Annotated in this window: 11 protein-coding genes and 1 tRNA gene; 3 read left to right on the forward strand and 9 right to left on the reverse strand. The window is 61.4% G+C overall.

The features are described 5' to 3' along the window. Window positions 1-260: 260 nt before the first annotated feature. Window positions 261-1,406 carry an ADP-ribosylglycohydrolase family protein gene (locus tag HMPREF2980_RS04925; protein ID WP_070690462.1) on the reverse strand — a complete coding sequence of 382 codons (1,146 nt, stop codon included), beginning with the start codon at window positions 1,404-1,406 and terminating at the stop codon, window positions 261-263. A 228-nt stretch (window positions 1,407-1,634) separates the two neighbouring features. Here HMPREF2980_RS04925 and HMPREF2980_RS04930 point away from each other — a divergent pair, with 228 nt between their 5' ends. The 3 genes from HMPREF2980_RS04930 to HMPREF2980_RS04940 all read left to right on the forward strand — a co-directional run bounded on the left by HMPREF2980_RS04930 (window position 1,635) and on the right by HMPREF2980_RS04940 (window position 7,785). Further along, window positions 1,635-2,840, forward strand: a complete 1,206-nt coding sequence (locus HMPREF2980_RS04930) for an exonuclease SbcCD subunit D (protein WP_246822893.1) — start codon at window positions 1,635-1,637, stop codon at window positions 2,838-2,840. Beyond that, window positions 2,837-6,130, forward strand: a complete 3,294-nt coding sequence (locus HMPREF2980_RS04935) for an AAA family ATPase (RefSeq protein WP_070690466.1) — start codon at window positions 2,837-2,839, stop codon at window positions 6,128-6,130. The genes HMPREF2980_RS04930 and HMPREF2980_RS04935 overlap by 4 nt, the downstream gene beginning before the upstream one ends. A gap of 65 nt (window positions 6,131-6,195) precedes the next feature. Further along, window positions 6,196-7,785, forward strand: coding sequence for an MFS transporter (locus HMPREF2980_RS04940; protein WP_246823682.1), 1,590 nt, complete (start codon window positions 6,196-6,198; stop codon window positions 7,783-7,785). Window positions 7,786-7,934: 149 nt separating this feature from the next. Here the strand turns inward: HMPREF2980_RS04940 and HMPREF2980_RS04945 are convergent, their stop codons facing one another. The 8 genes from HMPREF2980_RS04945 to bcp form a co-directional block, all read right to left on the reverse strand. Continuing rightward, window positions 7,935-8,582, reverse strand: coding sequence for an MBL fold metallo-hydrolase (locus tag HMPREF2980_RS04945; RefSeq protein WP_005505505.1), 648 nt, complete (start codon window positions 8,580-8,582; stop codon window positions 7,935-7,937). A gap of 9 nt (window positions 8,583-8,591) precedes the next feature. Next, entirely contained in the window at window positions 8,592-9,683 is a 1,092-nt protein-coding gene (locus tag HMPREF2980_RS04950) for an S-(hydroxymethyl)mycothiol dehydrogenase (protein ID WP_005505506.1), read from the reverse strand. A 183-nt stretch (window positions 9,684-9,866) separates the two neighbouring features. After that, entirely contained in the window at window positions 9,867-10,886 is a 1,020-nt protein-coding gene (locus HMPREF2980_RS04955) for an alpha/beta fold hydrolase (protein WP_070690469.1), read from the reverse strand. Between the two features lie 84 nt (window positions 10,887-10,970). Further along, the gene (locus HMPREF2980_RS04960; protein ID WP_049342153.1) at window positions 10,971-12,362 is read right to left on the reverse strand and encodes a YihY/virulence factor BrkB family protein; all 1,392 of its coding nucleotides are present in this window, start codon (window positions 12,360-12,362) and stop codon (window positions 10,971-10,973) included. A 262-nt stretch (window positions 12,363-12,624) separates the two neighbouring features. Next, on the reverse strand, window positions 12,625-14,106 hold the full coding sequence (locus tag HMPREF2980_RS04965) for a malate:quinone oxidoreductase (protein ID WP_049342152.1): 1,482 nt from the start codon (window positions 14,104-14,106) through the stop codon (window positions 12,625-12,627). A 324-nt stretch (window positions 14,107-14,430) separates the two neighbouring features. Beyond that, a complete protein-coding gene (locus HMPREF2980_RS04970; RefSeq protein ID WP_070690472.1) occupies window positions 14,431-16,671 on the reverse strand; it encodes an ABC transporter substrate-binding protein in 2,241 nt (746 codons plus the stop codon). Between the two features lie 149 nt (window positions 16,672-16,820). Next, a tRNA-Leu gene (locus HMPREF2980_RS04975) sits at window positions 16,821-16,902 on the reverse strand. Window positions 16,903-17,102: 200 nt separating this feature from the next. Continuing rightward, window positions 17,103-17,579, reverse strand: a complete 477-nt coding sequence (bcp, locus tag HMPREF2980_RS04980; protein WP_049342150.1) for a thioredoxin-dependent thiol peroxidase — start codon at window positions 17,577-17,579, stop codon at window positions 17,103-17,105. Window positions 17,580-17,806 lie beyond the last annotated feature (227 nt).

Raw genomic sequence — 17,806 nt, forward strand, 5'->3', positions numbered from 1 at the left:
CGCCTGGGGGCGCTTCGAGGACGGAGCCCCCGCTCCGCGTGACCGGCTACGCCGTAAGGTTTAGTTGCACATACAGAAAAGGCTCTCCGAAATACCGGAGAGCCTTTTCTGTACCCTTAGGCAGTTTGTTGCGACGGCTTGTGGACGATGCTCGCGGGGGAGTGCCCCCTCTTCAGCGCCCCAATAAATGAATGGGCCAGGCGCTTCGAGGACGGAGCCCCCGCTACGCATCGCCGCTATGCCGTTGAGGTTCAGCGCCGCTACAGTCCCAGCTGGCGCAGATAGCGTTCCGCCACCGCCTCCACCTGATCCAAACCACGCACACGACCCAGCGCCTCCGACCACGCATCAGCTTCACCGCCGCCCACCGGGAAACCAGCCGCCGCCCACAACGCCGCCGTCATCGCACCCACCGAATCCGAATCCGAATCCACCGACACCGCACGGCACAACCCCTCAAACAGGGCACCACGCACCGTCGCATCATCAGCATCAGCCGACAGACTCTTCATAGCATCCGCAGCACACCAGAACGCCACGCCCAGTAGCTCCGGCGCCGTCCAACCCGTACCAAAATGCTCCGCTACAGCCTGCGGCACCGGCACCACGCCGCCCTCCAACAGCTTGACGGCACGACTCAACGCCGCCGCCGTACGCGCAGCATCACCCGGAATCGAATCATCCGCGCCCACCGTGCCGCACCAGTCAAGCACACGGCGGGCAGAATCCAACAACACACCAAACGAGCCAGACTGGGACGCCAACAGGTCACGCACCAACAACGCATACGCCGCCGCCGAAGCCAACGCCTCCGGATGCCCATGCGTCAACGCCGCCGCACGCACCGCCAACAAAACCACCGTACGCTCCTGCGCCACCGGCAAAACACCCAACGCCGCCGAACGCACTAACGCGCCACTACCCAAAGCATCAGGATTCAACGACTTCGACACCAACTGCATCTCACCCGAACCCAACGCCCGCAACGTCGCCGCACCCGGACCACGACGAGCCGTCAACTCGGGCGCCCCATCAATCTCACGATCCAACGAAAACGGCGCAGACTCCGGCAGAACCTCACCAATACCGCGGAACCACCGCAAATACGCCAACCACAAACACGCCAACTCATCCGCCGCCGCGCCCTCATTATTCCACTCCAAAACCTCCGTCAAAGCATCCAGAGTGAAACACGTCAGCTGCGTATCATCACTGACCAACAGCTCACCAAACGCCGAATCCCACGGCTTAGGGACGCGCTCCGCAATCTGCTCAGCCGACAGTAGCTCAAGGGGATAACCCAGCGCATCACCCAACGCAGACGCACACAACAAGCCGCGCACCCTGCCCGTAAACTCAGCCGAAACCTCAGGTGCACGCGTGAACTCAACAGAAGAAAAACTCATAGGGCGATTATCCCACGGGCGGTTAGGATGCGCGGGCTAGGGCATAAGCTGCTTCGTGCTCAGGATGCGCGGGGGTGGGGGTATACCAGGCGGCTTCGTGCTCATGCTCGCGGGGGAGTGCCCCCTCTGCGGCGCTGGGGCGCCTTGAGGACGGAGCCCCCGCTCCGCATGAGCACCTACGCAGTGGTGGGTTCCGACCCCTGAATGACGAACTGCGAGGCGCAAAACATGACGCAGTGCCATACTGAAACCATGAAGATTCTGCACACCTCCGACTGGCACCTCGGCCGCACCTTCCACCGCAGCCCCCTCACCCGCGAACACCAGCAGTTCATCGACGAACTGCTCAACTACGTGCACGCCGAAGGTATCGACACCCTCCTCATCAGCGGTGACGTCTACGACAGCACCATCCCCACCGCCGAAAGCACCACCCTGCTCGACCAGGCACTCACCCGCCTCATGCGCGCTGGCGTGCACGTCATCCTCAGCTCCGGCAACCACGACTCCTTCCGCCGCCTCAGCTACGGCGCCGCGTTCTTCGAAGCCTCCGGCGTGCACCTGCGCACCAGCCTCGAAGACGCCACCCGCCCCGTCGAACTCACCGACGGCACCCAGCGCGTGCACGTCTACGCCATCCCCTACCTCGCGCCGCGCCTTCACGCCACCGCCCTCGGCGTTGACCCCACCCACCAGGCGGTCCTCGGCGCCGTCACCAACGCCATCCGCGCCGACGCCGCAGAACGACGCGCCCGCGGCGAAGGTGCCGACCGCATCATCGTCATGAGCCACGCAACCGTCAGCGACACCACCGGCAGCGCAGACACCACACCCCGCAGCGACTCCGAACGCGACATCAGCGTCGGCGGTATCGACTGGGTACCCGCCTCCCTCTTCGACGGCTTCGACTACGTAGCCCTCGGCCACATCCACAAGCGCTACCCCGTCACCCACACCATCCGCTACAGCGGCTCCCCGCTCGGCTTCTCATTCAGCGAAGAACACAACCGCAACGGCGCCTACCTCATCGAACTCAACCCCGGCGAAGAACCCACCATCAGCGGCCACGAATGGGCAACCCGCGTACATATGAAAACCCTGCGCGGCACCATGGAGCAGCTACTCAACAGCCCCGAACACACCGACTACGAACACGGCTACTACTGCCGCATCGAACTCACCGACGAAACCCTACCCGTCGGCGCCGTCGACCGCCTGCGCAGCCGCTACGAAACCATCTCCCACTTCAGCTACCGCAGCACCCAACCCGCCGCCGACAAACCCGCCGCCGCACAACCCACCCGCGACGCCGACCCCGTCGACACCTTCGACCAATTCCATCAATACGTACGCAACCGCCCCCTCACCAGCGAAGAACGCGACGTCATCACCACCCTCAGCGACCACATCAAAAGCCACAAGGACAACGCATGATCCTGCACAGCCTCGAATTCGAAGCCTTCATGGCATACCCCAAGCGCCAAGAAATTAACTTCGACACCCTCAACAACGCCGGCGTATTCCTGCTCAACGGCCCCACCGGTGCCGGTAAAACCACCATCCTTGACGCCATCTGCTACGCCCTCTACGGCGAAACCAGTAGCGACCGCGAATCCGCCAAACTGCACTCCACCTACGCGGCACACAGCGGCACCAAACCGCGCGTGCTACTCGACGTGACCCTCCACGGCAAGCGCCTGCGCATCGACCGCACCCCCGCCTACAACAAACCCATCACCCGCGGCGCCCGCAAAGGCCAGATGCGCGAAGAAAGCGCCAAAGCAACCCTCGCCGAACTCGCACCCGGCGCCGACCCCTCCGACGAAAAAGCCTGGACCCCCATCTCCAGCAGCGTCGCCGAAGTCAACCGCACCATCGCCGAACGCACCCACCTGACCAAAGAACAATTCCTCAAAGTCGTACTCCTGCCGCAGGGTCAGTTCGCGCAATTCCTCAAGTCCAAGCCCAAAGAACGCAAAGAACTGCTCAAAAAGATGTTCCCCGTCGAACACTACGAACAGCTCTTCGCCGCACTCACCGAAGAAGCGAAAACCGCCCAGCAGGAAGTCGCCCAGGACGAAAACACCCAGCGCGGCTACCTTGAACGTGCCCGCGTAGAAATGCTCGCCCTGCAGGCGCTACTGGATGTTGCGGATCCGGACGCTGAAGATGCTGCAGGGGAGGGCTCCGCTACCGAAGACCCTGTGGAGGCGGAGACTTCCGAACAGCTCACCGCTGAGAGCGTCACTGCCGAGAATGTCACTGCCGAAACCCTCGACGCATGGGTCGCCGGCGGAGTAGAACGCGCCCGCGAAACCTCCGCACGCGAAAAGCAGGAGCAGCAGCGCCTCACCGACGAAGCCGACCGGAACACCCGCCTGCTCGCCGAACGCGCCCAGCTGCAGGCCGACTGGCGCGAATACGAGCAGCTCTGCGAGCGCCGCACCCGCCTGACCGTACGCGCCGACGAGCACAAGGCGCAGCGTGAAGAGCTGGCGCAGGCACGTGCCGCCGCGCCCCTGCACGCACAGTACGCGCAGGTCCATGCCGAATCGCAGGCGCTCGCCGCCCGCCAGCAGGAGCAGGCGGCCTGTGCATCCGCGCTGGATGAGACTGGTCGCGCCCTGCTTGCGGCACTCCGCGATGAGGAAACCTCGGCAGAGGTCATCTTCCCCGAAGAGACCACCTTCGCCGCACTCCCGGATTTCGAGCCCGCCGAGCAGGAAACCCAGCTCGAGGCGCTCCTTGACACCCTGCGCGCCCTGCAGAAGAAGGACGCGCAGCTGACCGACGAGGAAGCCGCCGCAGCCGCCCTGCTGAAGCAGGCTAACGCCCTCGAGAAGGACAAGTCGCGTGCCGAAAAGACGCTGAACGACCTCACCGCCCAGGCCGAGCAGCTCGCCGAAGAACTCGCCGGCTACAGCACCGCCGACGAGGAACGCACCCTCGCCGCGCACCTGGTCACCGAGGCGCAGCAGAAGCACGATGCAGCCCAGCAGATGCAGCAGAAGCTCGATGTCGCCTCCGCCGCGGTTGCTGAGGCTGAGAAGCAGAGCAAGCGCACCGCCACCGCCGAGCAGAAGGCGCAGGAAAAGTGGCAGGCTTCGGCTCAGCAGGCGCTCGTAGCCACGGAGGAGTTCAAGAACCTGCAGGTGCTGCGCCTCGCCCAGGCGTCCTCGCTGCTGGCGCGCGAGCTCAAGGACGGCGAACCCTGCGCGGTCTGCGGCTCGGTCGAGCACCCCGCCCCCGCACAGATTGCCGAGGGCGAGCAGCTGGTTGAGCGTGCCGACCTGGACGTCGCCAAGGAGCGTGAAGACAAGGCTCACAAGCAGGCGCGCACCCACGAGCTGGCTAAGGATCGGGCGACCAAGGCGCACCAGGAAGCCTCCGAGGCGCTCGCCGCCGCCCGCACCCAGTATGAGACCCTGGCGGCTCAGGGCGAGTGCGATGTGGAGCAGACTGCCGCCCAGTTGCAGCAGGCGCAGACTCGCCTCGCGCAGGCTCAGTCGCGTGTGACCGCGCGTGACGGCGTGCTGGTGAAGGTTGAGCGGGTGCAGGCTGAACGGCAGAAGGCTCAGGAGGCGCTACGCACCATTGAGGGCGCGGCGGTTGAGGCTCAGACTCGTCACCGTGACGCTGCGGCGCGCTGTGAGGCGGCTGCGGCGCAGTTGGCGCCTGCTCGTGCGGCGGTGGGCTTTGCGCAGCGTGTTGAGGCTGTGGAGGGCTACCGTGCGGCGCATCAGCGTCTTGCTCGTGCGGTGTTGCTGTTGGGGCAGGCGCGTGAGCGTCATGCTCTGGCGGCTGCTGCGGCGCAGCGTCTGCTGGCTGAGTCTGCGTTTGAGAGCGCTGAGCTGGTGCAGGCGGCGGTGCGCACCCCCGAGCGTGTTGATGCCCTAGAGCAGGCTGTTGCCGCGTATGAGCTGGAGCATGCCCGCCTCCTTGAGGGCTTTGGTCGTGAGGCGATTGTTGCGGTGGCGGCTCGTGTTGCCGCTGGTGAGCAGGCGCCGGATGATCTGCAGGGCGTGCGTGAGCGGGTTGAGCAGCTGCGTGCGGCGGCGCACCGTTTGACTCTTCGTGAGGGCGAGCGGGAGAGCGTGCTGCGTTCTTTGCAGGCTCTGCGTGGCGAGTATGCGGCGTTCCGTGCGCAGACGGCGCAGCGTTATGACCGTGCGCAGATGTTGGCTAACTTGGCGGCGGCTGCCCGCGGTGACACTCTGGGCGGTTATGAGCATCAGGTTGACCTGGTCAGCTATGTGCTGGGTGCCGAGTTTGAGCGTATTCTGCAATCGGCGTCGCTGCATTTGGACCGTATGAGTGAGGGCCGCTACGGCATGGTGTTCAGTGATCACCGTGCGAAGGGTAGCCGTTCCGGTGGCGGCCTGAACCTTGAGATTACTGACACTTGGACGGGTGAGCCGCGTGAGGCGTCGTCGCTGTCCGGTGGTGAGTCGTTCTTGGCGTCGCTGTCGTTGGCGTTGGGTCTGGCTGAGGTTGTTCAGGCGAATAATGGCGGTATCGAGTTGGATACCCTCTTCATTGATGAGGGTTTTGGCACGTTGGACGCTGAAACTCTGGACATGGTGATGGGCACAATCGAATCGCTGCGTGATAGTGGCCGCACTATTGGCCTGATTTCGCATGTGGAGGAGATGAAGAACCGTATTCCCGCCCAGATTGTGGTTGAAAAGGGTCAGAACGGATCGTCGGTGAGGGTAAACTCCTAGTAGGCATAAATTCGCTTCCGGGCTGCTGTTATGGCATGTCCGGCGGCTTATTCGTGAAAGAGATGATGACCTCGACACCTCAGGACAGGGCACCGAATTCAACGTATCGTGTGGAACCTTCGGCTGATGCGCACACTAACGCATCCGCGCCGGGGGTTCCTCCGCGCACCATGAAGGTGGCACCCGCCCCCGATACTTCGGATAGGTTGAGTGCTTCGGGTACAGGCATTCCGACGGTTCCGGGCACCTCCCTGACGGATGTGGTGCGCAGCAACGAGCACGTGTTGCAGGAGCTGCCGCCTCGCCCGATTCCGGCTGCGGATGAGGTTAACACGAACACCTCGCTGCCGGACATTTTGCGTCAGCATTGGGCATTGTTCCTGCGCAACGGTAAGGAGCAGCGTCGTCATCTGTATGCGGTGCTTCGTTCTGAGGGATTTGCCCGTAACGTGTTGACGATTCTGTTCCACATTCCGGCGGCTTCCTCGGCGTTTGCGCTGTATATTCTGTTGGCGAGCCACCTGGGTAGTGTGCATGATGGCGGCTATGCAGTGGCGGCGTTTACTGGCGCGTATTCGGTGCAGATTATGCTCGGCCCGATGCTGGTGCGTGCCCTGGGTTTGCGGGCGTTGCTGGCGATTACGTCGATACTGAATATTGCCGCGGTGTTGAACATGCTGGTCATTGGTTGGCGTTTGACGGTTGACCCGAATAACGTGAGTACAACCTACCATGCGCTCTCGTGTGTGGCGATGGGTTTCACGACTCCGCCGTGGACTCCGTTTGCTCTTGAGTCGCTGTATCGCCGTAACTATCAGTACAGTGATGTTCGCTTGTCGACTGCGGTGTCGTGGGGTACTACGGCGAACATGTCGATGTACCCGCTGGCTGCTCTGTTGGTGTGGCTGGGTGATGCGTATATCACCCCGAATCATGAGTATGCGGGTTTCTGGATCACGATTATTCTGGATGCGTTGCTGTTCATTGTGGTTCTAGCCGCGCCGATGTGGCTGCCTGATATTTCTCGTATTCGTATGGCTCCGCCGCAGAATTTGGTGCGTCCGAGCCGTCAGACGGTGGTGCTGATTCTTGGTCTGGTGCTGCTGGGTGCGTGCATGGGTTCGGTTGGTTCTGGTCTGCTGGGCTTCTCGCTGATTCACGGTTCGATGAACCTGTTCATGGCTATGGTTGCGACCGGTACCGGTGCGCTCGTGGTGGTGGCTTTCCCCGTGGTTTTGGGTGGCCGTTCGGTGAACCCCTGGCATGGCTGGCTGGCGAGCGGCGTTCTGCTGATTATGGCGGCGCTGTACTTGCCGGCGAGCGATGATACGTCCACGATTTTCTATGCGTTGGCGCTGTGCGGCGCGGTGCTGGGTGTGGCGTTTGGCGGCCATGAGCTGTGGCTGAACCGTTCGCTCAAGCATATTCCTGATGCGCAGGCGAGCTTCTTTACCCGTTCGATGCTGGGCATTGGTCTTGCGCTGGGCTGTATGTGGGGCGGCTATATGGGGGATGCCCCGTATTACCGTAATGCGTTTATGGTTCCGGTGATTATTGCGACTCTGTATTTTGCGTTGGGTCATTTGTACGGCTACTTGTGGCGTGAGGAGCATGAGGAGCAGTTGGCTCCTTTGGCTGAGACGGAACGCGGCTAGTTTGGGTTGCTGCTAGTTCCTTGCCGGTAGCTTGAGCGTGATGAGCGCGCGATAAAAGGCGGATGCCCCGCCACCTTCTGCAGGTGGTGGGGCATCCGCCTTTTGTGTACCGTGCTCGGCTTTTTGCGCCTCAGCGTGAGGCTACAGGTTTAGTGACCGCGCTTAATCCATGCGGGAAGCTCGGGCGCCTCCAGACCGATGCCGGTGCTGTCACCGTGGCCGGTGAGGACCGCGGTGGACGCGGGCAGGGTCAGCAGGCGGGTCGAGATCGACTCGATGATGGTGTCGAAGTCGCTGTAGGAGCGTCCGGTTGCGCCGGGGCCGCCGTTGAAGAGGGTGTCGCCGGAGAAGACGACGCCTTCGCTGTTTTCCCAGCTGAGGGTGGGTGCGTAGAAGCACACGGAGCCGGGGGAATGGCCGGGGGTGGCGAGGACCTTCAGTTCGGTGTCGCCGATGCGCAGTACATCGCCGTCAGCGAGTTCGTGGTCGAAGTCCCAGGAAGGGTACACCATTTCCCAGAGCACACGGTCTGCGGGGTTCAGGTAGACGGGTGCGCCGAAGCGTTCTGCCGCCTCCTTGGCGCTGCGGATGTGGTCGTCGTGGGCGTGGGTCAGCAGAATCTTCTCCACGGTGCGGCCTGCGACGGTGCGGGAGATCTTGTCGACGTCGTGGGCGGGGTCAATGATGATCACGGAGGAGTCATTGCCGATGATCCAGACGTTGTTGTCGACGTCCCAGCAGCCGCCGTCCAGCGAGAAGGTGCCGGAGGTGACGACTCGTTCAATACGTTCGCTCACGCTACGCTCCTAGAGTTCCACGACCGAGCGCAGCACGCGGCCGGTCTTCATGGTTTCGAATGCTTCGTTGACGTCTTCGAGGCGGATGCGCTCGGAGACGAAGCCGTCCAGGTCGAGGCGGCCGAGCAGGTACTGGTCCACGAATTCGGGGAAGTCGCGGGAGGGCAGGGTGTCGCCGTACCATGCGCTCTTGATGGAGCCGCCGCGGCCGAACACCTCATCCAGCGGGATGTCCCAAGTGGTGCCGGGTGCGGGCACGCCGACGAGGACGACGCGGCCAGCCAGGTCGCGTGCTTCGAATGCCTGCTTGAAGGTGGGGGCGATGCCGACAGCGTCGATGACGAGGTCTGCACCGAAGCCGCCGGTGAGTTCCTTGATGGCCTCGACGGGGTCGACCTTGGAGGAGTTCACGGTGTGGGTTGCGCCGTGTTCGCGTGCGCGTGCCAGCTTATCCTCGTCGATGTCGACGGCGATGATGGTGGTTGCGCCACCGAGCTGTGCGCCTGCGATTGCTGCGGTGCCGACGCCGCCACAGCCGATGACTGCCACGGACTCGCCGCGCTTGAGCTCACCGGTGTTCAGCACAGCGCCCAGACCTGCGGTGACGCCGCAGCCGAGCAGACCGATGGCTGCGTACTGTTCGGGGCTGATGTCAGCGGTGATCTTGGTGCACTGGCCAGCTGCGACGAGGGTCTTCTCAGCGAAGGAGCCGATACCCAGTGCGGGGGTGAGTTCGGTACCGTCCTCGAGGGTCATCTTCTGGGTTGCGTTGTGGGTTGCGAAGCAGTACTGCGGCTGGCCCTTGCGGCATGCGCGGCATTCGCCGCAGACGGCACGCCAGTTGAGGATGACCAGGTCGCCGGGGGCGATGTCGGTGACGTCATCGCCGACAGCCTCAACGATACCTGCGGACTCGTGGCCGAGCAGGTAGGGGAAGTCCTGGCCGACGCCGCCGGTGACGTAGTGGTGATCGGTCTGGCAGACACCGCAGGTGAGGACCTTGACGAGTGCTTCGCCCTTGCCGGGGTCGGGTACGTTGATGGTGGTGACGGTGACGGGCGCGTCCTGGGCGAGGGCTACGACAGCCTTAACCTTGTGCATGGTGCTCCTTTGCTGAGGCGCGGCTGAGGTTCAACCGCAGATAAAGGTTTTTTGATACGTTCCCATTCTAAGAGCTAAGGCATACCTGATGCACCCCGGGGGTGAGCGTGAAGCCCCCAGGTGAATGTGACGTTTTATGACGTTGTCTCTTACTCCTCCCGGAACCCGCCTAGCCCCGGCTACTTACTCTGCCGCCTCCACCTCTGCCGCAAAGGTGAGCGCACCGCGTCGGAATGCGCCCGAGGTCAGTGCGTTCACGTGGTCGCGGCCGGGCAGGGAGATGAAGCGGTTGAGCGGGTTGTCGCCGCGCACCATGTCGTAGAGTTCGGCACCGTCGGCGGCGATGGTGTCCGCGTCACCGAGCACGACCGCAATGGGCGCGTGCGGATGCGCGCCCGGGTGACCCGCAGGCAGGTCGGGGGATCCGGCACGCAGGGCGGGCACGTTGAAGAACGGGCCGAAGGGAATCCTCACGAACTTCAGCAGCGCGTCGGGTTGAATGGGGGAGTTGTCAATGATCGAGGTGAAGGAGGCAATCGCCTCGTCGGTGGAGTCTGCCGCCGGGGTTTCACCATCCGCCGTGACGCTGGTTCCCTCGTGCGCTTCGAGCATGGCGCGCAGGGTAATGAGGTGGTCGTGCAGGGGCAGGCCGCCCAGGGTGAGGGATGCGACCGCCTCCGGGTGGGTGAGGGCGAGTTCCCAGCCGACGCGCGCGCCGAAGGAGAAGCCGATAACGTGCGCGCGGGGCTCCAGTTCAACGCCGAGGTCGTTCTCGGTGGCGACGGTGCGCAGCAGTTGGGCGAGCAGGTTGGTGAACAGGTGCATGGGGGTCAGTGGCTGGCCCTCCGCATCGACAGGGGGCACCGAATCGAACGGAATCGTGCCGCTACGCACGCCCGTGTTGTTGGGGAGCTTGCAGTCGATGGCGTGCATGGACTCGGGGTCTTTGAGGTATTCGTCTGAGTGGTAGGGCAGGGTAACAATCAGCACGGGGTATCCCGCGCGCAGGTACTGGCGAATCCAGCTGGTGCCGCCGTAGAGCTGCTCGCCGCGGGTGGCAAAGCCGTGAATCATGAGGGCAGGGACGCGGCTTTTGAGCTGCTGCGGCTGGTAGAGGGTGTACTCGAGGTCGGGCAGGGTAGTGCCTGGTACAACAGCATTGGGTACGGCAAAGGGCGCGGGAGAGAATTCTGCACTGGTCATAGTTCTATCTTAGTGACCAGCGCAGGGTTTCTGTCCTGCGCCCTTTGAAAGGTTGAGGCGGTACGCGCTCAGCTGAGCTACCGCTTAGTTCTTCTTGGCCGCACCGGTTGAGTTATCGGTGCCCAGGTCGAAGAGCGCCTCCTGCTGAGGTTCAGCCTTTGCGCTCGCTTCTGCCTTCGCCGCGGTTGCCTCAGAAGCCTGAGCCTCGGCGGTATCAGCCTTCGCCTGCTTCTTCTGCAACTGTTCCTTGCCGTTGTCGAGTCGTTCCTTGCCGTCGGCAATGAACGTGCGAATCATGGTGGTGTTAGTGTCCACCGCCTTCTGCACGCGATCCGCAATGGAGGGGCCCTTCGGCTTGGGGAGCATGCCCTGGCCTGCCGCCTGCTGCTGCAATTCGCGTCCGGCGGACATGAGGCGTTCCTGGCGTGCCTTCAGTGCACGCGATGCGGAGGTGCTGCGCGGCTGCACCTTCAGGTGGCCGTGGTCGTCATCGCCAGCGATAATCTGGCGCATGAGCATGATTTCGGCGTCCAGATGCGCGCCGAAGAGAAGCATATTGTTCATGATCCAGATGAACAGCAGCATCACAATCACACCACCGATCAGGCCGTAGGTGGCGTTGTACTTGCTGAAGTTGTTGGCGTAGAGGGTGAAGCCGAAACCGCCCAGGCCCATGCCGAAGAGGGCGAGCGCCGCACCGGGGGAGAGTTTCCACTGTTTGAAGCGGCGCACGTTCGGGGTGGCGGCGTAGAGTAGAGTGATCAGGGCGATTGCCATGAACAGAATCAGCACCCAGCGGCCGTTCAGCCAGATGAGCTTGATGAGCTCCATGTCGACGGTCGCGGGCACGTACTGACCGACCATGTCCAGGACGGTTACACCCAGCAGCATCATGAGCATCATGAGTACCACGAGGATGATAATCACGGCGGTGACGAAGACGTTCAGCGGCTTGAGAATCCAGCCGGGGCGGCCTTCACGCACGTTGTAGACCGTGTTGAGAGCTCGGCCGAAGGATCCGGTGTACCCGGAGGCGGACCAGAGCGCACTGAGGATACCGGTCAACAGCACCAGGCCTGCGCCATGGTCGCCGGTAATCTGCTTGATGGGGTCTTCCATAATGGCGTACATCTGGGCGGGCGCGTTGTCCTTGAGGAAGGCGAGGATGACGGCGGCGCTTTCCTCACCGTGACCGAATACGCCTAGCAGGGAGACGATCGCCAGCAGGGCGGGGAAGATGGACAGCACGGTGAAGTAGGTGAGTGCTGCCGCCATGTCGGTGCCGCCGTTTGCGCCGAATTTGTAGATGGCACGGCGCAGAATGTAGAGGATGCTGCCCTTGGGGAAGTCGCGCAGCTTGACGCTGACGTACTTGGGGTCAGCGGGCTTCTTCTTACGGGAGAAGAGACCGCGTCGAGCTCCGGCGGGTACCTGGGTTGAGGAGGTGTCCGTGGAAGAGCCGGTGTGTGCAGCCAATGGGGCTCCTTGAATGAGTGGGGTGTACACAGTGGTGCGCCTATGAGCTTCAGCGTGTGGGCGCACAGAAGGGGCGAGGAGAACAATGAGCTGTCCTTCCCGCCCCTGCGGTGACATTATAGGGTTTTCTAACCCTCCCGCATTTTTCTGCGAGTGCAGATAGCTGACCTGTCGGTCAGTTAGAGAGGGTAACCGCCCCGAAAAGCCTCAAAAAAGGCTTGTCAGCTAGGGTATAAAGCTACCTGCTGAGCCTAACTGAAAACTAGTTGTGAATACCCAGAACCTTAGCGGTGTGAGCCATCAGCTCATCAGCCAGGTCGTGGTTATCGTTGAGCTTCACGCCGTAACCGGGGATGAGCTCCTTCAGGCGAGGCTCCCAACCGGCAATCTTGGAGGGGAAGCACTTAGCCAGCAGGTTCAGCATAATCGGAGCCGCGGTGGAAGCACCGGGGGATGCACCCAGCAGAGCCGCGATGGAGCCGTCCGCTGCGGAGACAACCTCGGTACCGAACTGCAGGATACCGCCCTTCTTTGCGTCCTTCTTCATAATCTGGACGCGCTGGCCAGCCTCGATGAGCTCCCACTCGCCGCCAACAGCCTCGGGGTAGTACTGGTACAGCGACTCCAGGCGTGCGTTCTTGTCCTTGACCAGCTCGGAGAGCAGGTACTTGACCAGGGACAGGTTGTCGATGCCTGCGCGGGTCATCGGGTAGATGTTGTGCGGGCGCAGGGACAGCGGCAGATCCAACAGGGAGCCCTGCTTCAGGAAGTTGGTCTTGAAACCTGCGTAGGGGCCGAACATGAGGGCGCGCTTGCCGTCCACGTAGCGGGTGTCCAGGTGGGGGACAGACATGGGAGGAGCGCCCACCGAAGCCTGACCGTACACCTTAGCGTTGTGCTGGTTTGCGGTGGCCTCGTGGGTGTTGCGCAGGAACAGGCCGGAAACGGGGAAGCCGCCGTAGCCCTTACCCTCTTCAATGCCGGACTTCTGCAGCAGGTGCAGGGCGCCACCACCGGCACCGAGGAAGACGAACTTCGCGTTGATGGTCAGCGGCTCTTCCTTGTTGATGCGGTTGATAGCGTCAACGGTCCAGGAGCCGTTGGACTCGCGGTTCAGGTTGGTGACCTGGTAGCCGTAGCGAACCTCAACACCCTTGGTCTGCAGGTGGTCAATCATCTGCTGGGTGAGGGCGCCGAAGTCAACGTCGGTACCTTCGGGGGACCAGGTTGCGGCGATCGGCTCGTTGCCCTTGCGGCCGTTGACGGTCAGCGGTGCCCACTCGCCAATCTTCTCGCGCTCGGTGGAGAATTCCATGCGCTCGAAGAGCTTCTCCTTGCGGAAGGAGTCGTAGCGTGCTGCCAGGTACTTGGAGTGGTCCTCACCGAAGACCAGGGACATGTGGGGGACCGGGTTAATGAAGTCTGCGTTGCCCAGAATCTTCTCTTCAACCAGGGATGCCCAGAACTGGCGGGAAATCTGGAACTGCTCGTTAATGTTCAGCGCCTTAGCTGCCGAGACGGTGCCGTCGGGGCCAGCGGGTGCGTAGTTGAGTTCGCACAGTGCCGAGTGGCCGGTACCTGCGTTATTCCAGGGGTTGGAGGATTCCTGAGCGGCCTTGTCGAGGCGTTCGAGCAGGACGATGTTCCAGGTCGGTTCGAGTTCCTTGAGGAACACGCCGAGGGTGGCGCTCATGATGCCGCCGCCGACCAGGACGACGTCGGTTCGTTCAGTACGTGCTACCACTGAATTCTCCCTTAGGGGTGCGGGTGCCCGGCCTGGGCACAGTGAATGTGGGGTACATCATCTAGCCTACCCCTTTTAGTGGGGTTGGCATAGTCAGAATCCACAAAACGAGAGAGAGTGTTGCAGTTCATATCAATAAATCTCTTAGGGTCGAAAAGACCCGTAATCGCATGCATTTGCTACACCCGCCGGCAACAACCCGAAAGCAGCTCCAGAAATACCCGCCCACCCGCTCACCGAAAGCCCCACGAAAGCCCCAAACACGGCGAAAGGGGCGCACCCCAATCGGGATGCACCCCTTTCCGCAAAAGCTAAAAACGCAGGCTACGACTTGCGCAGCTTACCAAACAGCTCAATCGCATTCTGCTCCGTCTGATAGCCCTGAACCTCACGGCTCACAGCCACCTTAGACGTCACATTCAGCAACGGAACCGCCGGCATGAACTGACCCAGCTGAGACACAACCTTCGCATACAGCTCACGCTGCGAATCCACCGAATCGGCAGAATCCGCGGTACGAATCGCCTCCAAAATCTCCGTAAAACGAGGCGACGGCGCAACCGCCACAGCAGTAGGCTGCGGCGAAGGCGACGCCGACGGGCTCGGCGAAGCAGAAGCCGAAGCCTCCTCCTCAGGCGTCAACGGGTCCGGCGAATAACTCGGCTGCGGGCTCGGAGTCGCAGAAATCCGCACATTCGAATTCGCACCACCCGACGACGGCACATCAGAACTCTTCTTCGTCAAACCAGTCGTCATATCCGACGGCGCATTCGCAATCAACGAACGCACCTGATGCTCAGCAATCAGCGGCGCCAACACCGGGCCAAAGAATGCGTACGGGTCACGGTACATGCCGTAGAAACCGGCCAGCGTAATACCGCGTTCAGAAGAAACCTCGCGGCTCTTCGGCAGATACTCAGCCCACGGCAGAGGCACCGGCTTAATATTCAAACCCACCTCAATCAGCGAAGCCACCATCTCCGAATACACCTTCTGAGGAGTATCCATCCACGGCAGAGAAACGTCAGCAGGGTAGTAGCACTCAATCACCTGATTGTCGTACCCAGCAGTCGCCAACAGCGAGCGCGCCATATCCTGATTGCGGTCCGTGTAATCCTTCGCGTCATCAGCCTTAATGCGGAACGACGGCGAAATCAGCGTCTGCGCATCCGAGGTGCCCTGCGGATAATACTGACGTAGTGCACCGCGATCCACAGCATGCGAAATAGCGCGACGTACCGAAATATTCTTCAACACCGGATGCGCCGTATTCAGGCTCAAATACACCAGCGAGAACGGGTCACGGCCCGGCGTCTGATAACCATCACGCGCCAACTGACCCAGATCAGACGAATTCACCTGATCACACGCATCAATATGACCCTGCATCAGCGCAAAATAACGCTTATCCGACGAAGTGAGGGTCGAAATCTGAATCTCATCCAGCTCAGGTGCCTGACCATCAAAATGGGTATTCTTCAGCAAGCGAACCGTGCCGGCCTCGAACGACTCCACACGGAACGCGCCCGTACCCACCGGGTTACCCGTCAGCTTCTGATCCGCACCAAAAAGCGAAGGATCAATAATGCCAAACGCCTGCTGCGTCAAAATACGCGGAAACGCCAACGAAGGACGCGACAGCGTCACCACCACAGAGTTACCCTTTGCCACCACCGACGAAACCAACGGCAAGAACGACTGCACCACAGAGGACTGAGCGGAATCCGACTTCTGCGCACCCTTCTTATCGCCCGGATGCGCAGCATCAGAAGCGCTCGCAGAAGCCGATGCAGAAGCAGACGCGCTCGGGGTCGCAGCCTCAGAAGCAGTAGCAGACGGGGAGGCGCTCGCAGCCTCAGAAGCAGTAGCAGACGGGGAGGCGCTCGCAGAAGCACTCGCAGAAGCAGACGGGGAAGCACTTGCTGACGGAGTCGTCGCACCCGACGGAGACGCCTGAACAGGCGCAGGCTCCACCGCCGAAGGATCAATAGAACCCGGCTTCGGCACACCAAAACCCCACGCAAACAAAGGCTGAGCAGGCACCGCATGAGCTGCAGTACCCTCACCCGTAGCCAACGCCTGCCACCTCTGGAAATTCTGCACCACAGCATCCGCAGTCAACGCAGAACCGTTACTAAAATGCGCCTCACGCAACACAAACGTATGCACCAAACGGTCATCAGAAACCGTCCACGCACTACACAAAGAATCCTGAACCTCAGGATCACCCGTGTAATGATTCGCCACCAACAACGTCTGCAAAACCTGCGCCGTCACCTGATACGTACTCGCCACAGGAAACAACGCCGGATCCAAACCCAACGGCGCCGCACCCTGCGCAAAACGGAACACACGACGCGCATCAGCAGACGACGCACTCGCCGAAGACCCAGCAGACGAACCAGCAGAAGACTGACCAGAACACGCAGAAAGCGCCAAACCAGCACTAAAAAGTGCGCCAAAACGCAAAACGGCGCGTCGACTCAAGCCACTCGAGCCGACAGTGGCTCGAAGCAGCGCATCAGAATTGCCAACAGCTGACGATGCATAAGGCTGATGCTGCACGGGAGGGTCCTCTCTTCCGTCGCGGATGCTTATCTCTCAGGATAACGGTTCAACACCCAACCGGGCGAGACACACCCACCCCGGTAAGGCACATACAAGAAACCCCGCCGCCACGAAAACCGTGACGGCGGGCCCAATGTAAATGTGTGTGCGCGAGGGGGGACTTGAACCCCCACGCCATAAGGCACAGGAACCTAAATCCTGCGTGTCTGCCAATTTCACCACTCGCGCGCAGTGTCACCCCACATCCGAAGATGCATGCGTCTGAGGCAACAAGAAATTAGTGTACACCAGGAACCAAGGTTCTCCAAGCCTTAAAAGAAGCGCCCATAGGGCAAAAAGCCCGCAAACACGCCGAACAACAGCCCCCACACGGAGGTGCTACACAGCGCCGCCGCCCCTCGCGCTACCCGAGCACAGAAAACACGACCCTACTTCGGGTCAATACCCAAATCACGACGCAGCTTCGCCACATGACCCGTCGCACGCACATTGTACTGAGCCACAGAAATAACACCCTGCTCATCAATCACAAACGTCGAACGAATCAGGCCCTCATACACCTTGCCGTAATTCTTCTTCTCACCCCACGCACCATACGCCTCAGCCACCGCATGATCAGCATCAGACAGCAGCGGGAACGTCAACGACTCCTTCTCTACAAAACGCGCAATAGCCGCCGGCGAGTCCGGAGAAACACCCAACACCACGTAACCCAACGACTTCAACGACGCCAAATTATCGCGGAAATCGCACGCCTCCTTAGTACAACCCGGAGTCGACGCCTTCGGATAAAAATACAAAATCACCTTACTGCCCGCATAATCACTCAAACTATGAGTAACACCAGCCGAATCAACCAGCGAAAAAGCAGGCGCCGGAACACCCGGCTCAAGACGAACACTCATCAATAACTCCTCAAAACAACAATAGGTATCAAGAAAAGGGGAGGGACGCGGGCGCGCCCCGTGCAATACACACAGTCTAGTGTCCCACACACCCCACCCAAATAATGTGTCCAGGCTCACCCTGAATCAACTTGCGCACACCATGAAAACTCGCGTATAGTATTTTTCTGTTGCAAGGGAAACCTTGAAAAACAAATAAGCGCCTCTAGCTCAATTGGCAGAGCAAT

Origin of the sequence: Rothia sp. HMSC076D04, assembly GCF_001814645.1 — a bacterium.
GTDB classification, from domain to species: Bacteria; Actinomycetota; Actinomycetes; order Actinomycetales; family Micrococcaceae; genus Rothia; species Rothia mucilaginosa.

Bases quoted from the DNA above. Each gene is read 5' to 3' on its own strand.
- bcp (WP_049342150.1), bottom strand. From the start codon at position 17,579: ATGAGTGTTCGTCTTGAGCCGGGTGTTCCGGCGCCTGCTTTTTCGCTG.
- HMPREF2980_RS04940 (WP_246823682.1), top strand. From the start codon at position 6,196: ATGACCTCGACACCTCAGGACAGGGCACCGAATTCAACGTATCGTGTG.
- HMPREF2980_RS04930 (WP_246822893.1), top strand. From the start codon at position 1,635: ATGACGCAGTGCCATACTGAAACCATGAAGATTCTGCACACCTCCGAC.
- HMPREF2980_RS04935 (WP_070690466.1), top strand. From the start codon at position 2,837: ATGATCCTGCACAGCCTCGAATTCGAAGCCTTCATGGCATACCCCAAG.
- HMPREF2980_RS04955 (WP_070690469.1), bottom strand. From the start codon at position 10,886: ATGACCAGTGCAGAATTCTCTCCCGCGCCCTTTGCCGTACCCAATGCT.
- HMPREF2980_RS04950 (WP_005505506.1), bottom strand. From the start codon at position 9,683: ATGCACAAGGTTAAGGCTGTCGTAGCCCTCGCCCAGGACGCGCCCGTC.
- HMPREF2980_RS04925 (WP_070690462.1), bottom strand. From the start codon at position 1,406: ATGAGTTTTTCTTCTGTTGAGTTCACGCGTGCACCTGAGGTTTCGGCT.